Genomic DNA, 18,685 nt, shown 5'->3' with positions numbered 1-18,685 from the left:
TATTATTTATATCTAATCGCAAATAAAAAAGAGGTAGAGCCTACATAGAATACTATGTTGCCTACCTCTTTTAAAAATCACAATAATTTATTTTACTGGTATAAGTAAATCTTTCTCTAAGATATGATTAACTAGCCAATCATTTAAAAAAGTTAATATTGTCATTATAGCTTCATTTTGATTTTCATCAACTTTGTTTAAATTAACTTCTTCTAATTTTTCAATAAAGTACTGATGGTCAATCTTTTGAGTGAATAATCTTTTATAATTAATACTCTCCATATAGTCTTCTTCATCTTTAAAATGAAAAATTGTATACTCTTTTAGCTCTCCAATTACATCCATAATTTTATCATATTTATCCATATCATATGGGTTTATCAGTAATTGATAAGCTTTTTCTCCTATATCAAAAAGTTTTTCATGCTCTACATCAATATGTGGAATACTAGTTTTATATTTCTCTATCATCTCAAACATTTTTTAATTCCCCCTAAAATCTATTCTTATGTCTTTATAATACTTTGTTTTCTTTTGTTTTGCAACAAAAATATCCATATTATTTTAGTCTCGTTAAAACATTATAAGTAATCAATGATACAGCTCCACCAAGTGAACTACCCCATATTAAATCTATAATTGTAATTTTTATTGGCCAATCTTTTAATGTAGCTAAATTAGTCAAATCATAGGTTGCATACGTTATAAATCCGAAAAACATGCCAGCAAATAATGCGTATTTCCAACTTTTCTTTTCTATAGCTGGACTAATAACGAAGAAAACAATTCCCGCTATATATAACAAATAAAAACTTATTGCAGCTAACCAATTTGTATTTGGGCTCAATATATATCCAAGATACTTCTTATACAAATTCTTAGCAAAAATACCTAACCACAATAAATCTATTGTAAAAAAAGTGATAAATGCAACCCCATATTCTTTTAAATAATTCATAATTTAATCTTCCTCCCTAATAATTTAAATTTTAGAAAACCAAGGTAAAAATTTACTTGTAACCTTAGCATAAGCCTGAAATTCCTTGTTATTCTCATAATGCTTTTCAAGCATTGGTACACCAGAAACAAATAGTAGCAGTAGGGTTATAATTATTGGACTAATAATTCCATATATACCACTTTTTGATGATATACTAATTATGAATATTCCCCACCACATTGTTGCTTCCCCAAAATAGTTTGGATGCCTTGTATACTTCCAAAGTCCCTGTTTCATTATAATGGGATATGCTATTATAAGCATAAGTGCTCCTTGTAACATAAATACTCTTATAAACGCCTTTGGAACTACCCATTTACCCCAGTTTTTTCTCATTGCAACATATCTAAAATCCTCTGTTTTCCCCCAGTTTCATTTTAGTATATGATAAAACAGCCTAATACCCCATACCGCAACTAAGGCTGTAACCATAATAGACCGAGGGTTGTAACTTCCGCTAGCAAACAACGTGTATATTGCTATCACTACAAACCCAATACCCCATCCCATATCCACTATAGAATTATTTTTCACAATTTGAGCAATAGTAAAAAATATGGTCATATAAATAAAAACTACTACTATACTTTGCATGTATAAACTCATAACAGATCTCCTTTTAATTTGTTTTGATTTAATTAGTTATATAAGATACTGCAATTGCACCAATTCCTGCGTTAAGACCAACAACAGGTGATATTTCAGTAACATATTGTGGTGGTTGTCCTAGCGACTGCGTCAATTTCAAGCTATATTCATTAGCTTTTTCTAGGCAATTTGCATGAACAATACTATAAGATATTATTTTATTTTCACTATTTGCACTTTTAACAATTTCTAGTATTTTTTGAGTGTTTGCTTTTGCACTAAAAGCTTTACCAAAAGCAACGCCCTTACCATTTTCATCTATTGATATTATTGGTTTTAAATTCAACATTTTCCCTATAAAACCTTTCATAGCTGACACACGTCCACCTTTTACCATGTATTTAAAAGTATTAACACTAACGTATATTTTCGCCTTTTTAATTGTATCTTCTATTGTATCTATAACTTCTTTATAATTTTTTCTGTTTTCTAATTCCACTGCAGCTTTTAAAACTAATAACCCCTCTGCTCCAGAATTTAATTTAGAGTTTATCACTGTTATTTTCTTTCCCTGTTCTATAAATTTATCTGCTGCCTTTTGAACTACATTGAATGTTCCACTCATTTCCTTTGAAACTATTATAGAAATTACGGATTCATAATGAGAGGTTAAAAAAGAAAATATATTCTCTATACTTTTTTGTGTTGGCTGTGAACTTGTTGGGTACTCATCTAAATTATCAATTAATGAATAAAACTTATCCGGTTTTATAGTTAACTTATCTAAGTAAGTACTACCTTCAATGATTAAATTAAGAGGTATAACATGTATCTGATATTTTTCTATTAATTCTTCTGGTAAATCCGCAATGGAATCTGTTAGTATAGCAGTTTTATTGTTTCTATTATGCACCACTTCATACTGCTTCTTCATGTCATCAGCTTTTTGCTGAAGTATTTTACCTTTTCCTCTTAAAATATAGAATAATTCATCCGGTTTATTTGTATGCAAGTGTATTCTAATTTTTGTCGAAGTTCCTGCTACAATTAGAGAATCTCCTAAATGCTTTATTGACCTCACAATTGCATCCCTATCTAAATTTTCATTTGAAATTAAAGCCTCCGTACAATACCTATAATTTATATTCTCTTGAGTATTGTGTGTATCCTCTTGAAATTCTATCTCTTCTGTATTATGATTTAATTTCAAAATGTTTTTGTCCTTTAGAAAAGCCACAACTCCTTCAAGAAAACTCACAAAGCCGCTTCCACCTGAATCTACTACAGAAGATTTTTTTAAGATCTCAAGAAGATTGGGTGTATTGGCAAGTTATCTCTTGGCATCATCTAAAGTTCTAATAATTATTTCTTCTAAATTTTTAGTTATACCTTTAAATTTGTAAACAGCTTCTACCCACTCTCTTATTACAGTTATCATAGTTCCTTCAATAGGGTTTAAAATAGCACTGTATACATAAGGAACTGCTTTTTTAAAAATCTCTACAAAAGCCTCTGTAGTTAAAATTTCTACATTTTTCATCTCTTCATTAATTCCATTTATAAATTGCGCAAAAATTATACCTGAATTCCCTCTTGCTCCTATTAATGCTGCATCTGCCATAGAATTAAAGGTAGCTTCAATAGATTTTTGCACCTTTGTTTCCTCAACTATTGTATTCATAGTAGATATAAGATTACTGCCTGTGTCTCCGTCGGCAATGGGAAAAACGTTTATTTTATTGAGAATATTCTTTTGTTTTCTCACTTGTATTACTCCAGATAGAAAAGCATAATATAATCCTTCTCCGTTTATAGCAGTTGCTTCCATATACATTTCCCCCTAATAATTATTATTGTATAATAACGATTCTGTTATATGTATATGAATATCCTTATGTGCAAATATATATAAATAACATTAATGGTATTATTTAATATAATCTACTTTTTTATCGTTATAAGACGCAAAAATAGTTGATAATAGGAACTTCGAAATTCCAATTATCAACTATATATAATCTTTTTTATCAAATTTTGTTTAGCGTATTCCTATTTAAATCCTTTAAATTAAGCCGTCCAATGTATTAAAAATATCAGCCTGCGTTACAATGATTTTTTTAATTTTTGCTTGTACTCATACATGTTTTTATCTGCAATCCTAATAAGCTCATTATAATCAATTCCATTTTCGGGAAAATTAGAAATGCCATAGCTAAATCTACACACAAATGTGTTTTCTTCAAAAATAATAGGATTGCCACAAAATTCCTTAGCTATAGTTTCTAATTTTTCTTTTAGATTTTGTAAATTCGTTTCCAAGAAAACTGCAACAAATTTATCTCCTCCAAATCGAGCAAATATATCTGAAATTCTTATTTTGCTGCTCAAATCACTGGCGAAGGTCTTAATAAATTGATCTCCAGCTAGATGCCCATACGTGTCATTAATAATTTTCAGACCATTTAAGTCGAACACTACCACAAAAAAACTTTCATTGTACCTTTTGCTTCTAGCAATTACTACCTCAAATAATTCTTCAAAGTATCGTCTATTATACACATTAGTTAATTTATCATACCTAGATAAATACACCGTTTCTTCATAAAGCTTATGTTTTGCAATACCAATCTCAATTTGGTTTTTCAAATATTCTAATATTTCTAAGTCGGATTCATTAAAATCGTTATTAATTGTACTGTCAATATTTATTAACCCGTACAATTTTTTATCTAAAAGAATTGGTATACTAATTGATGACTCAACTTTTATTCCATCCGTAGTTTCTAGAAGTTTGGTATACTTTTGAAAGTTAAGTTTTTGAATATCATTAATTATAATAGATTTATCTAATTTACCTTGTGCTGCATTCCAAAAGAAAGAATCTTTCAATTTGGAGCTGATTTTTTCTGATTCAATATTATCATACCCATTGCTAGCAATGACGTTTAGATTTTCTTCTTGATCCAAAACTAACACACAACCAAGCTCTCGATTATCCATTGCCACAGTTAACTTTTCTAAAACTAATATGAATAATTCTTTAATATCATTCACTTCAAGGATAGCATGATTTATTTCTAACATTAATTCTTTTAGTTTTAAATCTCTAGTTATATTATTTTCAATTTTTTTAAGTCGTGTAATATCAGTCATGTTTCCCGCAATTCCAACTACTTGCCCTTCTTTATTAAGAACTGCTCCTTTTGTAAAGAGAACATCATGTATTGTACCATCTGCATGATGCACTTGAGTTTCATAAATTTGCTTTAATTTTGACTCCATAAGTTTCATATCCGCTTTATAATAAACATCAGCTAGTTCTTTCGGACTTATATCATAAACATTATGGTCTATAATTTCCTCTCTTTTTAAACCTAAATATTCTGCGAAGGCAAGATTGCAATGTTTGTATATTCCATTCTCATCTTTATAGAAAATGGGGTTAGGGATGGTGTCTATTAGAGTTTGTAGAAACTTATAGTTTTCCTGAAGCAACAATTCAGTATTTTTACATTCAATAGTAGCCTTACCTCTACAAATATAAATCCCCCCTTTAATTACCTTTTTTATGACAAAATAACTATTCTTATAAATATAATACCACCATAATAAACATAAATCTAGCATTTTTCTATCTTGCTATACTTATATTCACATTCTGTAAATTACAGCTTATATTCTACTCAGAATACATTGACAAAACCATAATTATATTTTATACTTGTTTCGATAATGATTATCAATATCATGCACGCGAAAGGATGTTATATTTATGGAAATTTTTTTACCGGGATTAATTATGGGTTTTAGAGAGGGCCTTGAAGCTTTCTTAATTGTTGTAATTATACTTCAATATTTGAAAAAGAGTGGCAATACTACTTTTAGAAAAAATGCTTTTTCAGGAGCTGCCTTAGGAATTTTAGCTTCAACAGGAATCGGAGGAATTTTATTCCTTATATCAAAATCTATTGGTAAAACAGAAGAATTAGCTAAGGTATGGGAAAGCTCAGCAAGTATCGTGGCTCTAATATTAATAACTACTTTTATCTATTGGATGATACGCCATGGTAGAAATATGGTTACTGAAGTTCAAAATCAAGTAAAAACGAATCTTTCAGCTATAGGCATTTTTAGTATAACCTTTGTTATGGTTGTACGTGAGGGTGCAGAAATTGCAATATTTCTTTTTGCTGGCAAATATATGTTATCATCAATATTTACAGGTGTCACTTTAGCATTAATTTTTTGCATATTAATTTATTTTTCTCTAGTGAAGATAAACTTAAAGATATTATTTAATATAACTTTAGCGTACTTAATTCTACAAGCTGGATTTTTACTAGGTTACGGCATCCATGAAGGATTGTCTGCGCTACAATCTTTAAACATTGTTTCAAGTTCAAGCCCTTTATTAGTTAAAGCCTTCGATCTTTCAAACACTATTTTCTACCATAAAGAAGGTATAATAGGACTTCCTCTTTACGTTTTAATTGGTTGGTACTCAAAACCAGAAATAATACAATTTGTTGTTCAATATGCATATACTCTCGTTATGTTTTTTATATGGCATAGAGAACTTAAAAAATAACAATAAAAAAGCCGTTTAAGGTGATCTTAATAATCCTTAACCGGCTCATTGCTATTTTTAATGTTCATTTATAAACTTATTAAGCTGACCATGCCAATCATCTGGTTCAAAAGTCTCTACAATTGTATCCTCTCCAAATAATAGGTCTACTAAATATCTTGGGTTTTTGCCACCTATGTACATTGATTTTGAGCAAGAGACACAATAAACAACCACATTATCAGCGGGCATCTCATTAGCACGTTTTTTCATTTGCTCTTTAACTTCATCCACAGCAAGTACCTTCAGTTCTTGTTTTTTCTGGTTCTATCACAATTATATTCATTCTTTCTAATAACACTCTTACAGCGTTGTGTACTCTTTCCTCATTTTGAGTAGGACAAGCATCCAATATAGCCATTTTGCATCCTTTATAATTTGGGAACGGAAATGTTGTACTCTTCGCTAATACCTCCCAAAGTGAAATTGTTGTTATTCCCGCGTAAAGTTCTCTATAACGTCTATCACAACCAGCACAAGTATTTATTATTTGCGTACCATTATCCAAATTTGGCTTATGCCTACAGCAAACTAGATGTTCATCTATATTCCCTAAATTGCTATTTAAAAATTCCATCACTTTTCTACTTAGTTCTGGTTTGTAAATCATTAAGGCACAACCAGGTGCAAATACCTTTTTCATAACATTTCCCCCTATTAATTATTTATTTTTATATACTAATCTTTATTTTATTATAACAGTGTAAAAACAAAAACACATCCATGATATTTAAATTATCACGGATGTGCTTTTATACCCCTATAGATGTTTATGAAATTTAATCTTGCTTCTCAGTTTCCAAATCCTCAAATGCCTCTTCCAATGCGCTACCCACATCACCTATAGGTTTGTTATTTCCATTTTTTAAGGTCTGCTTAATTTCATCTCTACTAGTATCTATTTCTTCATTAATATTATCATAAATATCACTATCAATATCTTCATCAAAGTTTTTTTCATTGCTAACGACAATATGTCTTATTTCGCTACAACACTTTTGATACAATAAAGCCATACCCGCTCCAACAATTACAACGCCAAGTCCTGCAAAAACTGCTACACCTTTAACGGAGTTTCTCTTATGTTTTTTTTGTTTATATTTAAAGTCTTTTACCAATTTATCTATATTATTCATATGTTCCCTCCTATATATAATATTTATTGTTCTATTATTATATTATCTCCCAATTAAATAATTAAATTCATTTCAATAGTATGTGTTTATCTTAACAATCTAAATAATTATTTATAACATAAATACACAGAATAGTATGGTATTATAATATTAATTAGGTTTAGAGTAAACTATGAATTTTCAAAAATTAAACTAAGGGGTGAATTTATGAAAAAAATACTTACTACCTGTGGTTATTGCGGTTGTGGATGTAATTATTACCTAAATGTAGAAAACAATGAAATAGTAGGTGTTACTCCTAAAAATAATGATATTGTAAGTAAGGGTAAACTCTGCGTTAAAGGCTGGCAGGGATATAGTTTTGTTAATCATAATGATAGGTTAAAACAGCCCTTAATTAAAAATCACGATGGGAGTTTTAAAGAGGTTACCTGGGAAGCTGCATTTGAATTTATAAGTGTGTCACTTAATAAGATTATTATGAAAAACGGCCCCGAGGCTGTTGGTATGTTATCCTCTGCTAGGTGTACAAACGAAGAAAATTATCTTATGGTAAAACTAGCAAGGGCAGTACTCCATACAAATAATATAGATCACTGTGCTCGCCTCTGACATAGCCCTACAGTGGCTAGTTTAGCCGCAGCATTTGGAAGTGGAGCTATGACTAATTCAATTGAAGAGCTCGAAAACACCGAGGTTATCTTTGTTATTGGCTCTAACACTACCCAGCAGCACCCACTAATCGCCATGAGAATAATAGACGCGGTTAAAAAAAATGGTGCAAAATTAATTGTAGCGGATCCAAGGAAGATACCTCTAGCTGAAAACGCAGCTATTTACGCCCCTCTTGCCCCTGGAAGTAATTTAGCATTTATAAATGGATTATTAAATGTAATTGTAAGTGAAAACCTAGTGAATAGTGATTTTGTAGAGAACAACACTGAAGGCTTTGAAGAATTCAAAGATTCAATTCAAAAATATACACCAGAGCTCGTTTCAACTATTACCGGAGTACCTGAAAATACTATTAAAGAAATTGCAAGGCTATACGCTAAGGCAAAAACAGCTTCAATTATATACGCTATGGGCATAACACAACATATAAGTGGTACAAAAAATGTAGCAGCTCTTGCAAACCTTGCTCTAATAACTGGTCAAATAGGGCGAGAATCCACAGGAGTAAATCCACTCAGAGGACAAAATAATGTTCAAGGTGCCTGTGATATGGGAGCATTACCAGATGTACTTCCTGGATATCAAAGCTTAAAGGATGAAAATACAAGTAAAAAGTTTGCTAATGTTTGGGGCACGGGCTATGCATCCGAAAATGGAATGACTTTAGGCGAAATGATGGACGGCTCAGCTAACGGTAGCGTTAAATCTCTTTTTATAATGGCAGAAAACCCAATGCTTTCAGACCCAAATCTTAATCATGTAAAAGAGGCCTTAGAGAATTTAGAACTTCTTGTGGTTCAGGATATTTTCATGACAGAAACCTCAAAGCTAGCTCATGTAATCCTACCTGGAGCCAGTTTTATTGAAAAAGATGGAACTTTCACAAATACTGAAAGAAGAGTTCAAAGGGTAAGAAAAGCCATAGATCCTGTGGGAAGTAGTAAATCAGATTGGCAGATACTATGTGGTTTAATTAAATCTCTTGGCGGCTTTGCAGATTACTCTTCCCCTTCTGACATAATGGAAGAGATTAGAACATTAGTACCTAGCTACAGAGGAATAACTTACGAAAGGCTTAATGATGGAGGACTTCAATGGCCCTGCACGGATATTAACCATTCAGGAACGGATTTTTTGCACAGAGGAAAATTCACCCGTGGACTTGGTAAGTTTAGCGTAAACGAGTACACAGAGTCAACTGAACTAGCAACTAGTGAGTACCCGTTCATTTTAACAACAGGACGAATGAATCATCACTATCATACTGGGACTATGACTAGAAGGTCTTGGGCACTAGACAGAGAATATCCACATGGGTTCATGGAGATTAACCCGCAAGATGCTGAAAAACTTGGGCTAAAAGAGCGTAGCAAAGTGAAGGTAACTTCAAAAATAGGTGAAGTTATAACAGAGGCTCATATTACAGATAAAATATCAGCAGGAGTTGTATTTATGACCTTTCACTTTGGTGAACAATCAGTAAATAAGCTTATTGGGAGAAATTCAGACCCAATTGTACAAATACCAGAGTTTAAGGTTTGTGCTGTGCAAATAGAGGGGGTGAAGTAAATGTATACTCTTAAAAAGGAAGATTTAAAAGAACTTTTAAATACTTGGTCTAAATCATCATTTGATGTTTATGCACCTCAAAAAAATGAAGGGCAAGTTATGCTCCTCCCTTATGGAGACGATGAATTGTGCCTAGACTATATTAACTTCCCCTTTCCTGTAAAAGAATTTCTTTTTAAGCAGAAGGAGAAACTTTTTCAATGGAAAATTAACAATAGTGGAGTAGAAGTTCATGAAGATGAAACTTCAAGAGACAAAAGTATACTTTTTGGAATTAGGTCCTGTGATGCATACGGCATTGCTTACATGGATAAATTTTTTCTAGAGGATTATGAGGATGAACTATACAAAAAAAATAGAGAAGCCACATGGATAGTTGCTGTAAACTGCGTTAGCGTAGGCGACGATTGCTTTTGCAGTTCAATGGGAACTGGTCCCTTTGCTCGCGTAGGCTATGATATTCTTTTTACTCCACTTGAACATGAATATTTAATAGAAATTGGAAGCCCTAAAGGCGAAGAATTAATTCTCTTAGGAGAAAATTTATTTACTGCGGCTGACAATAAGCTGTTAATTGAGAAAGACAAACTTACAGAGGCTACTTCCCATAAATTTAAAACCAAAATTAAAGTAAATAATATTGCCAAAGTTCTACAAGATAATTTTAATGATCCACTTTGGGACCAGCTTTCAAAGGAGTGTGTTTTATGTACTGGTTGTACAAATCTTTGCCCCACCTGCACCTGTTTTAATGTAATAGAAGAAAATATAAGCTGTGACAGTGGATGTAGAGTTAGATGCTATGACTCTTGTCAAAGTGATTCCTTTACTAGAAATGCTGGAGAACATAATCCGAGAAACGATATATCCAGGGTAAGATATAGATTGTTTGATAAATTTAAATATATTGAAGAAAAATTTAATATGAAGGGTTGCAGTGGATGTGGACGATGTATAGCTGTCTGTCCCGCCTCAATTAATGTTGTTAATGTGATCAATGAATTAGCTGAAAGAGATATCGTAAAAGAAGGTAATAATTTAGTAGAAACAAATATCTCCATAGCTCACGCCCATAAAGATATTGTTTATTCTCACACTAAAGAAAGCTGCGAAAGTACTTATGTTCCTCAAATAGCTATAATTACAGATATTATTCAGGAAACAAAAACTATCAAAAGATTTTTCATGCAATATCAAGATAAATCACTTCACGAAAATTTTAAATTATCCGGTCAATTTTTTGAAATAACAGTGTTTGGTGTTGGAGAGATAGCTATATCCATTCCTTTTTCACCAAGTCAAAAACATATTTTTGATTTTTGCATAAAGAAAGCTGGTAAAGTAACCAGTGTAATGCACCAAATGAAAATTGGAGATAAGGTTGGACTTAGAGGACCTTTTGGCAAAGGATTCCCTTACGCAGAACTTAAAGGTAGAAATGTTCTTATTATTGGAAGTGGAGTTGGTATCGCCCCAGTAAGGACTTTCATAACACATGCTCTTGAAAACACTCAGGATTTTGATAAAATTATAATTATAGGTAGTTCAATGACCTATGAGGATATGCTATACAGGGATGATTTAATAGCATGGAGTAATACCATAGGTGTAAAGGTTTTGTACGCACTTAATTCTCCAACCACTAAAGTTCATGCCCATGTAGGTTATATAAATGATTTGTTACCAGATCTAGAATTAGATTTCAAAAATACTTCAGCAATAATATGTGCTTCTCCAAGAAGGATAAAAGCCCTAGCAGTGGATTTAATAAAACTTGGAATGAAAGGTACTGATATATATACTTCCCTAGAAACTCATATGCGCTGCGGAATAGGTAAATGTGGGCATTGCAAGGTAGGAAATAAATATATGTGCGTAGATGGACCGGTATTTAATTATGAGGAAATGCTGACACTACCGCCAGAATTTTAGAGAGGTGAAACTATTGGATGACTTTGGATCTGCAGTTATTTTATGTGGTGGAAAAAGTAGTAGAATGGGCTTTGATAAGTGTTATATTAAAGCCCATAATAAGTTTTTAATAGAAATTATTGCAGAGGAGCTTACGCAAATTTTTACAAATATAATATTTATATCAAATGATCTAGAAAAGTTTATAGATACTAAATATATAGTAGTGGAAGATATTATAGCAAATGCAGGCCCAATAGGAGCTATTTATACTGCACTAAAAAATGCTAATTCTAAATATGTTTTTGTTACCGCTTGCGATATGCCTATAATAAATTTGGATTATATAAATTATATGATGAAGATAATAGAAACCGAAAATGTACAAGGAGTTGTATCTTATAATTCTAAGTATATAGAGCCACTTTATGCTTTCTATTCTATAGATATGATCACTGCCTTTGAAAGTGAGATAAATAAAAACAACTATAAACTTAACGATGTAATTAGAAACAGTAAAATATATTATGTAGAAGAAAATATCCGGAGAAAATGTTGTAGTGGCAATGATATTTTCACTAATTTAAACTATAAATCTGATCTTACAGTTTTAAAAAATATATTTTTGGAGGATACATAATTATAATGAACATAACAAAAGAAGTTAATATTAAAAGGATAAATAAGGAACTACAAGAAGACACCTGGGATTTAATAATAGAAGAAATACCCTTTGACATATTTGTGAATCATGAATTTTATGCAACACTTATGTGTACTCCTATTGAACTGGTAGACCTGGCTGTAGGGTTTCTTTTTTCTGAAGGCGTGATTTCCTCTATGGGTTCCATTATAAGCACAGAAGAAGTGTATGAAAATAGGATATGTATAATTTTAGACCATGAAATTACTGTAGATGAAAGTAGTACACGTGCTATAACTTCTGGCTGTGGAAATGGTAGTATCCATGTAATATCTCTTGAGGAGTGTAGCATTAAATTTGTAGATAGCAAATGTAAATTTGCTATTGAAGATATTTTAAAATTAATGGGTGAATTTAATAATAAATCAGAACTCTTCAAACAAACAGGAGGCGTTCACAGTTGTTGTATTTGCAGTGAAAAAAGCATCCTTCTTTTTTCTGAGGATATAGGTCGTCATAATGCCTTAGATAAGGTAATAGGAAAAGCAATTATGAGAACTATAGATCTTAGAGATAAAATAGTAATGACCACAGGTAGAATTTCTTCAGATATAGTTGTTAAAGTAGCCAAGGCTGGCATACAAATTATAGTTTCTCATTCAGCACCAACAGCCTTAGCCTTAAGTATCGCTAAATCTGCAAATATAACTATAATAGGTTTTGCACGTGGCAGCAGAATGAATATTTATTGTAATGAATATAGAATTTTTTAAATTAAAAAACAAAAGCCACCTTCTTAAAGGTAGCTTTTGTTTGTAATATGAATATTACAAGAAATTTATATTGCTGAAACTTCAATTGCTTGAAGTCCTTTAGGTCCCTGTTCTGTTTCAAATTGAACTTTTTGTCCTTCGTCAAGGCTTTTTCTTGACTCATTTCCTAGTATTGCAGATGAATGAACAAAAATATCTTTTTCACCTTCAACTTCAATAAATCCAAATCCTTTTTCTACATTAAACCATTTAACTATTCCAATTTTCATTGTTATTCCTCCTAAGACAAAACACTATTATGTAAGATACACTAATTTTGTATCAACAGTGTTACCACTATAATATACCACAATACCAGAAAATTATCAATTTTCATATAAATATAATATATTCTAGTTTTCCACTCTTTAATCCTTTAGGACATGATTCTAGTTGAAGTTTTCTATCCTTAAAATGCTTTCTACTTTATTTAAATTTTCAGATTCTTTTATTTTTTCTATAGATTGACTTATGTTTTTTTCTAAACTTTTGTGGGTAGTAAACACTAAAGATACAAAATCTTCATGTTGCACATTCTGAGTGACCGATACTATACTTACATTGTTTTTGCCAAATATAGATGCTATACCACCTAAAACTCCTCTTTTATCCCTAACATTTAATCTTATATAAAATTCCGAACTATTTTCTTCTGAATTCTTTATTCTTTTAAGCCCTAAATAATTTTTTGAAGGCTTATCTATTGCCATATTTTCATTATTTCTGAGAATTGAAATTATATCGCCTACTACAGCGCTTCCAGTAGGTAATTCCCCTGCACCTCTACCATAAAGCATTAAATCTCCAACTGCATTTCCTTTAATAAAAATTGCATTAAAGGAATCATTAACATTTGCAATTGGATGAGTAGCTGGAACTAGAGTTGGATGAACTCTTAGTTCCAATTGATTATTTTCCTCTTTTCCTATGGCTAAAAGCTTTATTACATATCCAAATTTCTTTGCATACTCGATATCTATAGAAGTAACATTACTTATGCCTTCTCTATATATAGAATCCGGATGAACCTTCGTACCAAATGCTAGTGAAGCCATAATTGCGAGCTTATATACCACATCATATCCTTCTACATCAGCTTTAGGGTCAGCTTCAGCATAGCCCTTTTGCTGTGCCTCTTCTAGTGCGGTTTCAAAGCTCATTCCTTCTAATGACATTTTGCTTAATATATAATTGGTTGTTCCATTTACAATTCCAGTAATCTGCTCTATTTTATTAGCTGTAAGGCTTTCATTAATTTCACGAATTACAGGTATTCCTCCTCCTACACTTGCTTCATAGTAGAACATAACTTCTTCATCTTCAGCTGTAGTAAATAGTTCCTCGCCCCAATTAGCAAGTACAAACTTATTTGCAGTTACTACATGTTTTTTTGCTTTCATTGCTCCTAGCATATAGTCTTTTGCTTCACCGGAACCCCCTATGAGCTCTACTACGATTTTTATATCCTCATCATTTATTATGTCTTCAATACTATCTGTAAGAATATCATCCGAAACCACTATTCCTCTATCTTTGCTTTTATCTTTTACTAATATTTTAGCAATTTCTATTTCATAACCTGAACGTTTCATTATTTCATTCTTATTTGTATGTAAAATATTCCACACTCCTCTACCTACATTTCCAAAACCGAGTATTGCTATCTTTATCTTTTTCATATTTACCATCCTTCCTTTAGATACTTTCTAATATATTTACTTTTTAAAACTTCTAGTTACTACTATTTTCAAATGTAGCATAAATTGCTCTTATTGCATTTTGAAAGTCATCATTTTCAATTCCTACAATTATACTTAACTCATTTGACCCTTGGTTTATCATTCTAATATTTATTTCAGCCTTAGCTAAAGCACTAAAGACTTTTCCGGATACGCCCTTTGTTCTTATCATACCTTTTCCTACAACTGCTATTAATGCCATATTAGGAAATACTATTAAAGAATCTGGGCTACACTGTTTTTCAATTTCCTCTAATATTTTTTCAAGCTTATCATCTAATTCGTTATCATCAATTATAAGCGATAGTGAATCAAGACCTGAGGGTATATGTTCAAAAGAAACATCATTATTTTCTAAAATTGATAGAACCCTAAGGAAATATCCCTTTTCTCTTTTCATTAGGGTTTTTTCTATCGCTATTACTGTAAAATCTTTTTTTCCTGATATTCCTGTTATATCTCTGATTTTGATTTCAGCATTATCATTTATAATATAAGTTCCTTCCTCTGAGGGTTTATTAGTGTTTCTTATATTCGTTGGAATACCATCCCTTTTTACAGGGAAAATTGCCTCTTCATGAAACACATCAGCCCCCATGTAAGAAAGTTCTCGAAGTTCTTTATATGTAATTTCTTCGATATGCTTTGGATTATCTACTATACGAGGATCTGCCATTAGGAATCCTGATACATCAGTCCAGTTTTCATACACTATAGCTCCTACACTTTTAGCAATTATAGCCCCTGTTATGTCTGATCCACCACGTGAAAATGTTTTTATTTTGCCATCCATTGTTGCTCCATAAAATCCTGGAATTACCGCTTTGTAAATTTTTGATAATTTAGATCTTACAGCATCATATGTAGCCTCTTCATTAAGTTTCCCGTTTTTCTTAAAAATAATTATTTCAGCTGCATCCACAAATGGAACTCCTAAATAATGAGCTAGTATTAGCCCGTTAAAATATTCTCCTCTACTTGCCACATAATCCTTAGTTGCACCATTAATTATCTTTCCCTTTAAGTCCTTTAGGTAGCTTAATATATCAAAGTCTATATTAAGATCTTTGCATAACTGTGTATATCTTTCTTCAACACATCTATAGACTTCGTCAAAAGGCACCCCCTTTTGCACATGTTCCTGGCATAAATATAGTATATCTGTGATTTTATAATCATTCACATCTCTTTTACCTGGAGCTGAGGGCACTATGTATCTTCTTCGGGTGTCTGCCAAAATTATATCTCTAACCTTTTCAAACTGACCGCTATCAGATAGTGAACTTCCCCCAAACTTTGCAACAATAACATCATTCATAATATACCCTACCTTTCTATTTGTAAGTAATAGCCCCTTCATAATCTATATCTAACTGCTTAACTACCCATTTATCTTTAAGTAGCGACAGGTATTTAATTATTTCTTCATCGAAATTTTCGTTTTCCTCATTAATTATATTCATAATTGTAGGTCCAGCACCACTTAAAAATACCCCATTAGAATTTAGTTCTTTGCATTTCTCAGTGATATCAGTATAATTATTTATAAGTTTTCCTCTATGGTCTTGGTGAAGTTTGTCCTCACATCCAATCTTTACCATGTCCATATTCCCATTACTAAGTGACGCTATCAGAAGTGCTGTTCTCCCTATATTAAATAACGCATCTTCATAAGGAACTACTTTAGGCAGTACACTTCTAGCTTTTTCTGTGGACAACGTAAAATCTGGTATTAAAGCGCAAAATTTGAACTTCTTATTTAGTTTTATTTGTTGTACATATATCTTTTCTTTATCTTTAATTGAAACAGCCATACCTCCATATAATGCAGGTGCTAAATTATCTGGATGACCCTCAATTTCAGCAGCTATTTCTAATATTTCGTTCGTACTTAGCGCTCCCGATGCAATTTCACTTGCCGCAATAACGCCACCTAATATGCATGCGGCGCTACTTCCAAGTCCTCTTGATACTGGTATATCACACTGCATTTTAATTTTAATTCCATGGCTTTTATATCCAATCTGGTCAAAACACTTTTGCATTGATGTATATACTAAGTTATCTTTGTTTTTAAATTTTTCCGCGCAGCCTATAAACTCTATCCCCTTATCTATCTCTTCAAAATCAAATGTATTATATAAATTAAGCGCTATACCTAAACAATCAAATCCTGGTCCAAGGTTTGCACTTGTTGCTGGCACTTTTATTCTAATCATTGTATGTACTCACCTACACTTTCAAAAAATCATTGATTACATTTTTCATGTTTTCTTTAGTACATACATTTTCATATATTACTTTTTTATTTTTCAAGTCCTCAATTGGAGAAGGAACCCTAAGTTCCGTGTTTCTAGAAAGTTCATTGATTAACTCAAAATCATCAAGGTTTTCTGTATTTACAGAAATGCTATCGCACACATTTCTTGTAAACTTGTATGGACTTGCCGTAGAAACTATAATTGTTTTTGTATTATCATTAGATTCACTCTTATATTTTTTATACACTGAATAGGCTACCGCTGTGTGAGGATCTACTACATAATTGAATTTATTGTATACTTCTTTTATACTCTCTAAAGTATCTTTGTCTGTTGCAAATCCAGCATGAAAATCTTTTAACCCATTCTTCATACTTTGTGTTATTTCATACTTTCCATCTAAACTCAGTTTTCTCATTAAATCTGAGATTGTTTTTTCATCTTTACCACTTAAATAATAATTTAATCTTTCTAAATTGCTAGAAACTAGAATATCCATAGAGGGTGATGATGTTATTACAAATTTTCTATGTATATCATATACTCCTGTTTTTATAAAATCATAAAGTACATTATTTTCATTTGATGCACATATAAATTTATTTACGGGAAGTCCCATTTCACTAGCATAATACGCTGCAAGAATATTGCCGAAATTTCCTGTTGGCACCACTATGTTTATTTTTTCATTGTTTTTTATTTCACCCTTCTTTAACAATGATAAATAAGCATAAAAATAATATACAATTTGCGGTACAAGCCTTCCTATATTTATCGAGTTAGCAGACGATAAAATATAATTATTGGAGTCTAAAAATTCACTATATTTGCTATCATTAAAGATTTCTTTAACTCCACGTTGCGCATCATCAAAATTTCCTTCTATTGAAGTTACATAGACGTTATTCCCTTCTTGGGTAGTCATTTGTCTTTTTTGAATTTCACTTACTCCATTTTCCGGATAAAAAACTATAATTTTTGTTTTGTCTATATTTTTAAATCCTTCAAGCGCTGCCTTTCCGGTATCTCCGGAAGTCGCTGTCAAAATCACTATTTCTTTTGTTATTTTATGTTTGTTAAGAGCTGTTTTTAGTAAATGCGGAAGTAACGATAGCGCCATATCCTTAAACGCAAGGGTTGGACCATGATAAAGTTCTAAAAAGAACTCGTCCCCTTCTTTCTTCACCTCAACTATTTCGTCAGAACTAAAATTATTACTATAAGCTTTATTAACGCACTGGCTAATTTCATCCTCTGAAAAATCTGTTAAGAATTCTTTTAAAATGTAATTTGCTAGCTTACAATAACTAAAATTCATAATTTCATGTAATGGAATATGAATTTTGGGAATTTCAACCGGAATGTATAATCCGCCATCCTCTGCTATACCTTTTATAATTGCTTCACTAGCTGTTATGGACTCGCTGCTTCCTCTTGTACTCTTGTACATTAAATTCATATTTATTCCCCCTTATACTTTGGACGGTGTATATTTTTTGTCCTTTTGTGTATCTCTAATTCATACTAATCGAATAGAAGCTAACAATTAAAATGTTTCGCCCCTTTCACAACACCCTACGTACCGTTCGGTATAAGGTGTTTCATTAGTTTACGGGTTTAACGTGGTTATAATAATCCGAAAAGAATATGTAGTTACGTTTCTTTAGAGTGTCATTTGTTAATGAGCGACTCATGATTGGGCTATTGGATATTCTCCAATAGCC

General features: G+C 31.6%; 18 protein-coding genes and 1 pseudogene. 5 read left to right on the top strand and 14 right to left on the bottom strand.

Translation table 11 applies throughout. The annotated features are described in order from the left end of the window. Positions 1–87: 87 nt before the first annotated feature. From ACJAX4_RS08230 to ACJAX4_RS08205, 6 genes and pseudogenes are all read right to left on the bottom strand, one after another. Positions 88–480: a bacteriohemerythrin gene (locus tag ACJAX4_RS08230; protein WP_435788977.1), complete on the bottom strand. Its 393-nt coding sequence runs from the start codon at positions 478–480 to the stop codon at positions 88–90. Between the two features lie 79 nt (positions 481–559). Further along, entirely contained in the window at positions 560–958 is a 399-nt protein-coding gene (locus tag ACJAX4_RS08225) for a DUF2177 family protein (RefSeq protein ID WP_435788976.1), read from the bottom strand. A 24-nt stretch (positions 959–982) separates the two neighbouring features. Next, positions 983–1,564 (bottom strand): annotated as a pseudogene (locus ACJAX4_RS08220) (DUF1295 domain-containing protein). A gap of 70 nt (positions 1,565–1,634) precedes the next feature. Then, positions 1,635–2,846 (bottom strand): DegV family protein, encoded by a 1,212-nt coding sequence (locus tag ACJAX4_RS08215; protein ID WP_435788975.1) that lies wholly within the window; start codon positions 2,844–2,846, stop codon positions 1,635–1,637. 72 nt (positions 2,847–2,918) lie between these two features. Continuing rightward, positions 2,919–3,416 carry a DAK2 domain-containing protein gene (locus tag ACJAX4_RS08210; RefSeq protein ID WP_435788974.1) on the bottom strand — a complete coding sequence of 166 codons (498 nt, stop codon included), beginning with the start codon at positions 3,414–3,416 and terminating at the stop codon, positions 2,919–2,921. 275 nt (positions 3,417–3,691) lie between these two features. Beyond that, positions 3,692–5,215, bottom strand: coding sequence for a diguanylate cyclase (locus ACJAX4_RS08205; RefSeq protein ID WP_435788973.1), 1,524 nt, complete (start codon positions 5,213–5,215; stop codon positions 3,692–3,694). A 145-nt stretch (positions 5,216–5,360) separates the two neighbouring features. Between ACJAX4_RS08205 and ACJAX4_RS08200 the strand changes: the two genes are divergently transcribed. After that, positions 5,361–6,176, top strand: a complete 816-nt coding sequence (locus ACJAX4_RS08200; RefSeq protein ID WP_435788972.1) for an FTR1 family iron permease — start codon at positions 5,361–5,363, stop codon at positions 6,174–6,176. A gap of 57 nt (positions 6,177–6,233) precedes the next feature. Here ACJAX4_RS08200 and ACJAX4_RS08195 read toward each other — a convergent pair whose 3' ends face one another. From ACJAX4_RS08195 to ACJAX4_RS08185, 3 genes are all read right to left on the bottom strand, one after another. Then, positions 6,234–6,449: a hypothetical protein gene (locus ACJAX4_RS08195; protein WP_435788971.1), complete on the bottom strand. Its 216-nt coding sequence runs from the start codon at positions 6,447–6,449 to the stop codon at positions 6,234–6,236. Continuing rightward, positions 6,442–6,858, bottom strand: a complete 417-nt coding sequence (locus ACJAX4_RS08190; protein ID WP_435788970.1) for a hypothetical protein — start codon at positions 6,856–6,858, stop codon at positions 6,442–6,444. Before ACJAX4_RS08190 ends, ACJAX4_RS08195 begins: the two co-directional genes overlap by 8 nt. A gap of 136 nt (positions 6,859–6,994) precedes the next feature. Beyond that, positions 6,995–7,351, bottom strand: coding sequence for a hypothetical protein (locus ACJAX4_RS08185; RefSeq protein WP_435788969.1), 357 nt, complete (start codon positions 7,349–7,351; stop codon positions 6,995–6,997). 207 nt (positions 7,352–7,558) lie between these two features. Here ACJAX4_RS08185 and fdhF point away from each other — a divergent pair, with 207 nt between their 5' ends. From fdhF to fdhD, 4 genes are read left to right on the top strand one after another with little or no spacing between them, the layout of a single operon-like run. Then, on the top strand, positions 7,559–9,595 hold the full coding sequence (fdhF, locus tag ACJAX4_RS08180) for a formate dehydrogenase subunit alpha (RefSeq protein ID WP_435788968.1): 2,037 nt from the start codon (positions 7,559–7,561) through the stop codon (positions 9,593–9,595). Continuing rightward, positions 9,596–11,527, top strand: a complete 1,932-nt coding sequence (locus ACJAX4_RS08175; RefSeq protein WP_435788967.1) for a 4Fe-4S dicluster domain-containing protein — start codon at positions 9,596–9,598, stop codon at positions 11,525–11,527. A 13-nt stretch (positions 11,528–11,540) separates the two neighbouring features. Further along, a complete protein-coding gene (gene mobA, locus ACJAX4_RS08170; RefSeq protein ID WP_435788966.1) occupies positions 11,541–12,146 on the top strand; it encodes a molybdenum cofactor guanylyltransferase in 606 nt (201 codons plus the stop codon). A gap of 5 nt (positions 12,147–12,151) precedes the next feature. After that, positions 12,152–12,922 (top strand): formate dehydrogenase accessory sulfurtransferase FdhD, encoded by a 771-nt coding sequence (gene fdhD, locus ACJAX4_RS08165; RefSeq protein ID WP_435788965.1) that lies wholly within the window; start codon positions 12,152–12,154, stop codon positions 12,920–12,922. A gap of 65 nt (positions 12,923–12,987) precedes the next feature. On the opposite strand, the gene ACJAX4_RS08160 is transcribed toward fdhD, so the two are convergent. From ACJAX4_RS08160 to thrC, 5 genes are all read right to left on the bottom strand, one after another. Then, the gene (locus tag ACJAX4_RS08160; protein WP_435788964.1) at positions 12,988–13,191 is read right to left on the bottom strand and encodes a cold-shock protein; all 204 of its coding nucleotides are present in this window, start codon (positions 13,189–13,191) and stop codon (positions 12,988–12,990) included. Between the two features lie 159 nt (positions 13,192–13,350). Continuing rightward, positions 13,351–14,640: a homoserine dehydrogenase gene (locus tag ACJAX4_RS08155; protein ID WP_435788963.1), complete on the bottom strand. Its 1,290-nt coding sequence runs from the start codon at positions 14,638–14,640 to the stop codon at positions 13,351–13,353. A 52-nt stretch (positions 14,641–14,692) separates the two neighbouring features. Beyond that, positions 14,693–16,018, bottom strand: a complete 1,326-nt coding sequence (locus ACJAX4_RS08150) for an aspartate kinase (protein WP_435788962.1) — start codon at positions 16,016–16,018, stop codon at positions 14,693–14,695. A gap of 16 nt (positions 16,019–16,034) precedes the next feature. After that, positions 16,035–16,919: a homoserine kinase gene (gene thrB, locus ACJAX4_RS08145; RefSeq protein WP_435788961.1), complete on the bottom strand. Its 885-nt coding sequence runs from the start codon at positions 16,917–16,919 to the stop codon at positions 16,035–16,037. 13 nt (positions 16,920–16,932) lie between these two features. Next, positions 16,933–18,420 (bottom strand): threonine synthase, encoded by a 1,488-nt coding sequence (thrC, locus tag ACJAX4_RS08140; RefSeq protein ID WP_435788960.1) that lies wholly within the window; start codon positions 18,418–18,420, stop codon positions 16,933–16,935. Positions 18,421–18,685 lie beyond the last annotated feature (265 nt).

It is taken from the genome of Clostridium sp. (genome assembly GCF_051278035.1).
Taxonomy (GTDB): Bacteria; Bacillota; Clostridia; order Clostridiales; family Clostridiaceae; genus Clostridium_AD.
Note: the sequence above shows the minus strand (reverse complement) of the source record. Positions and strands in the feature narration are given on the sequence as shown.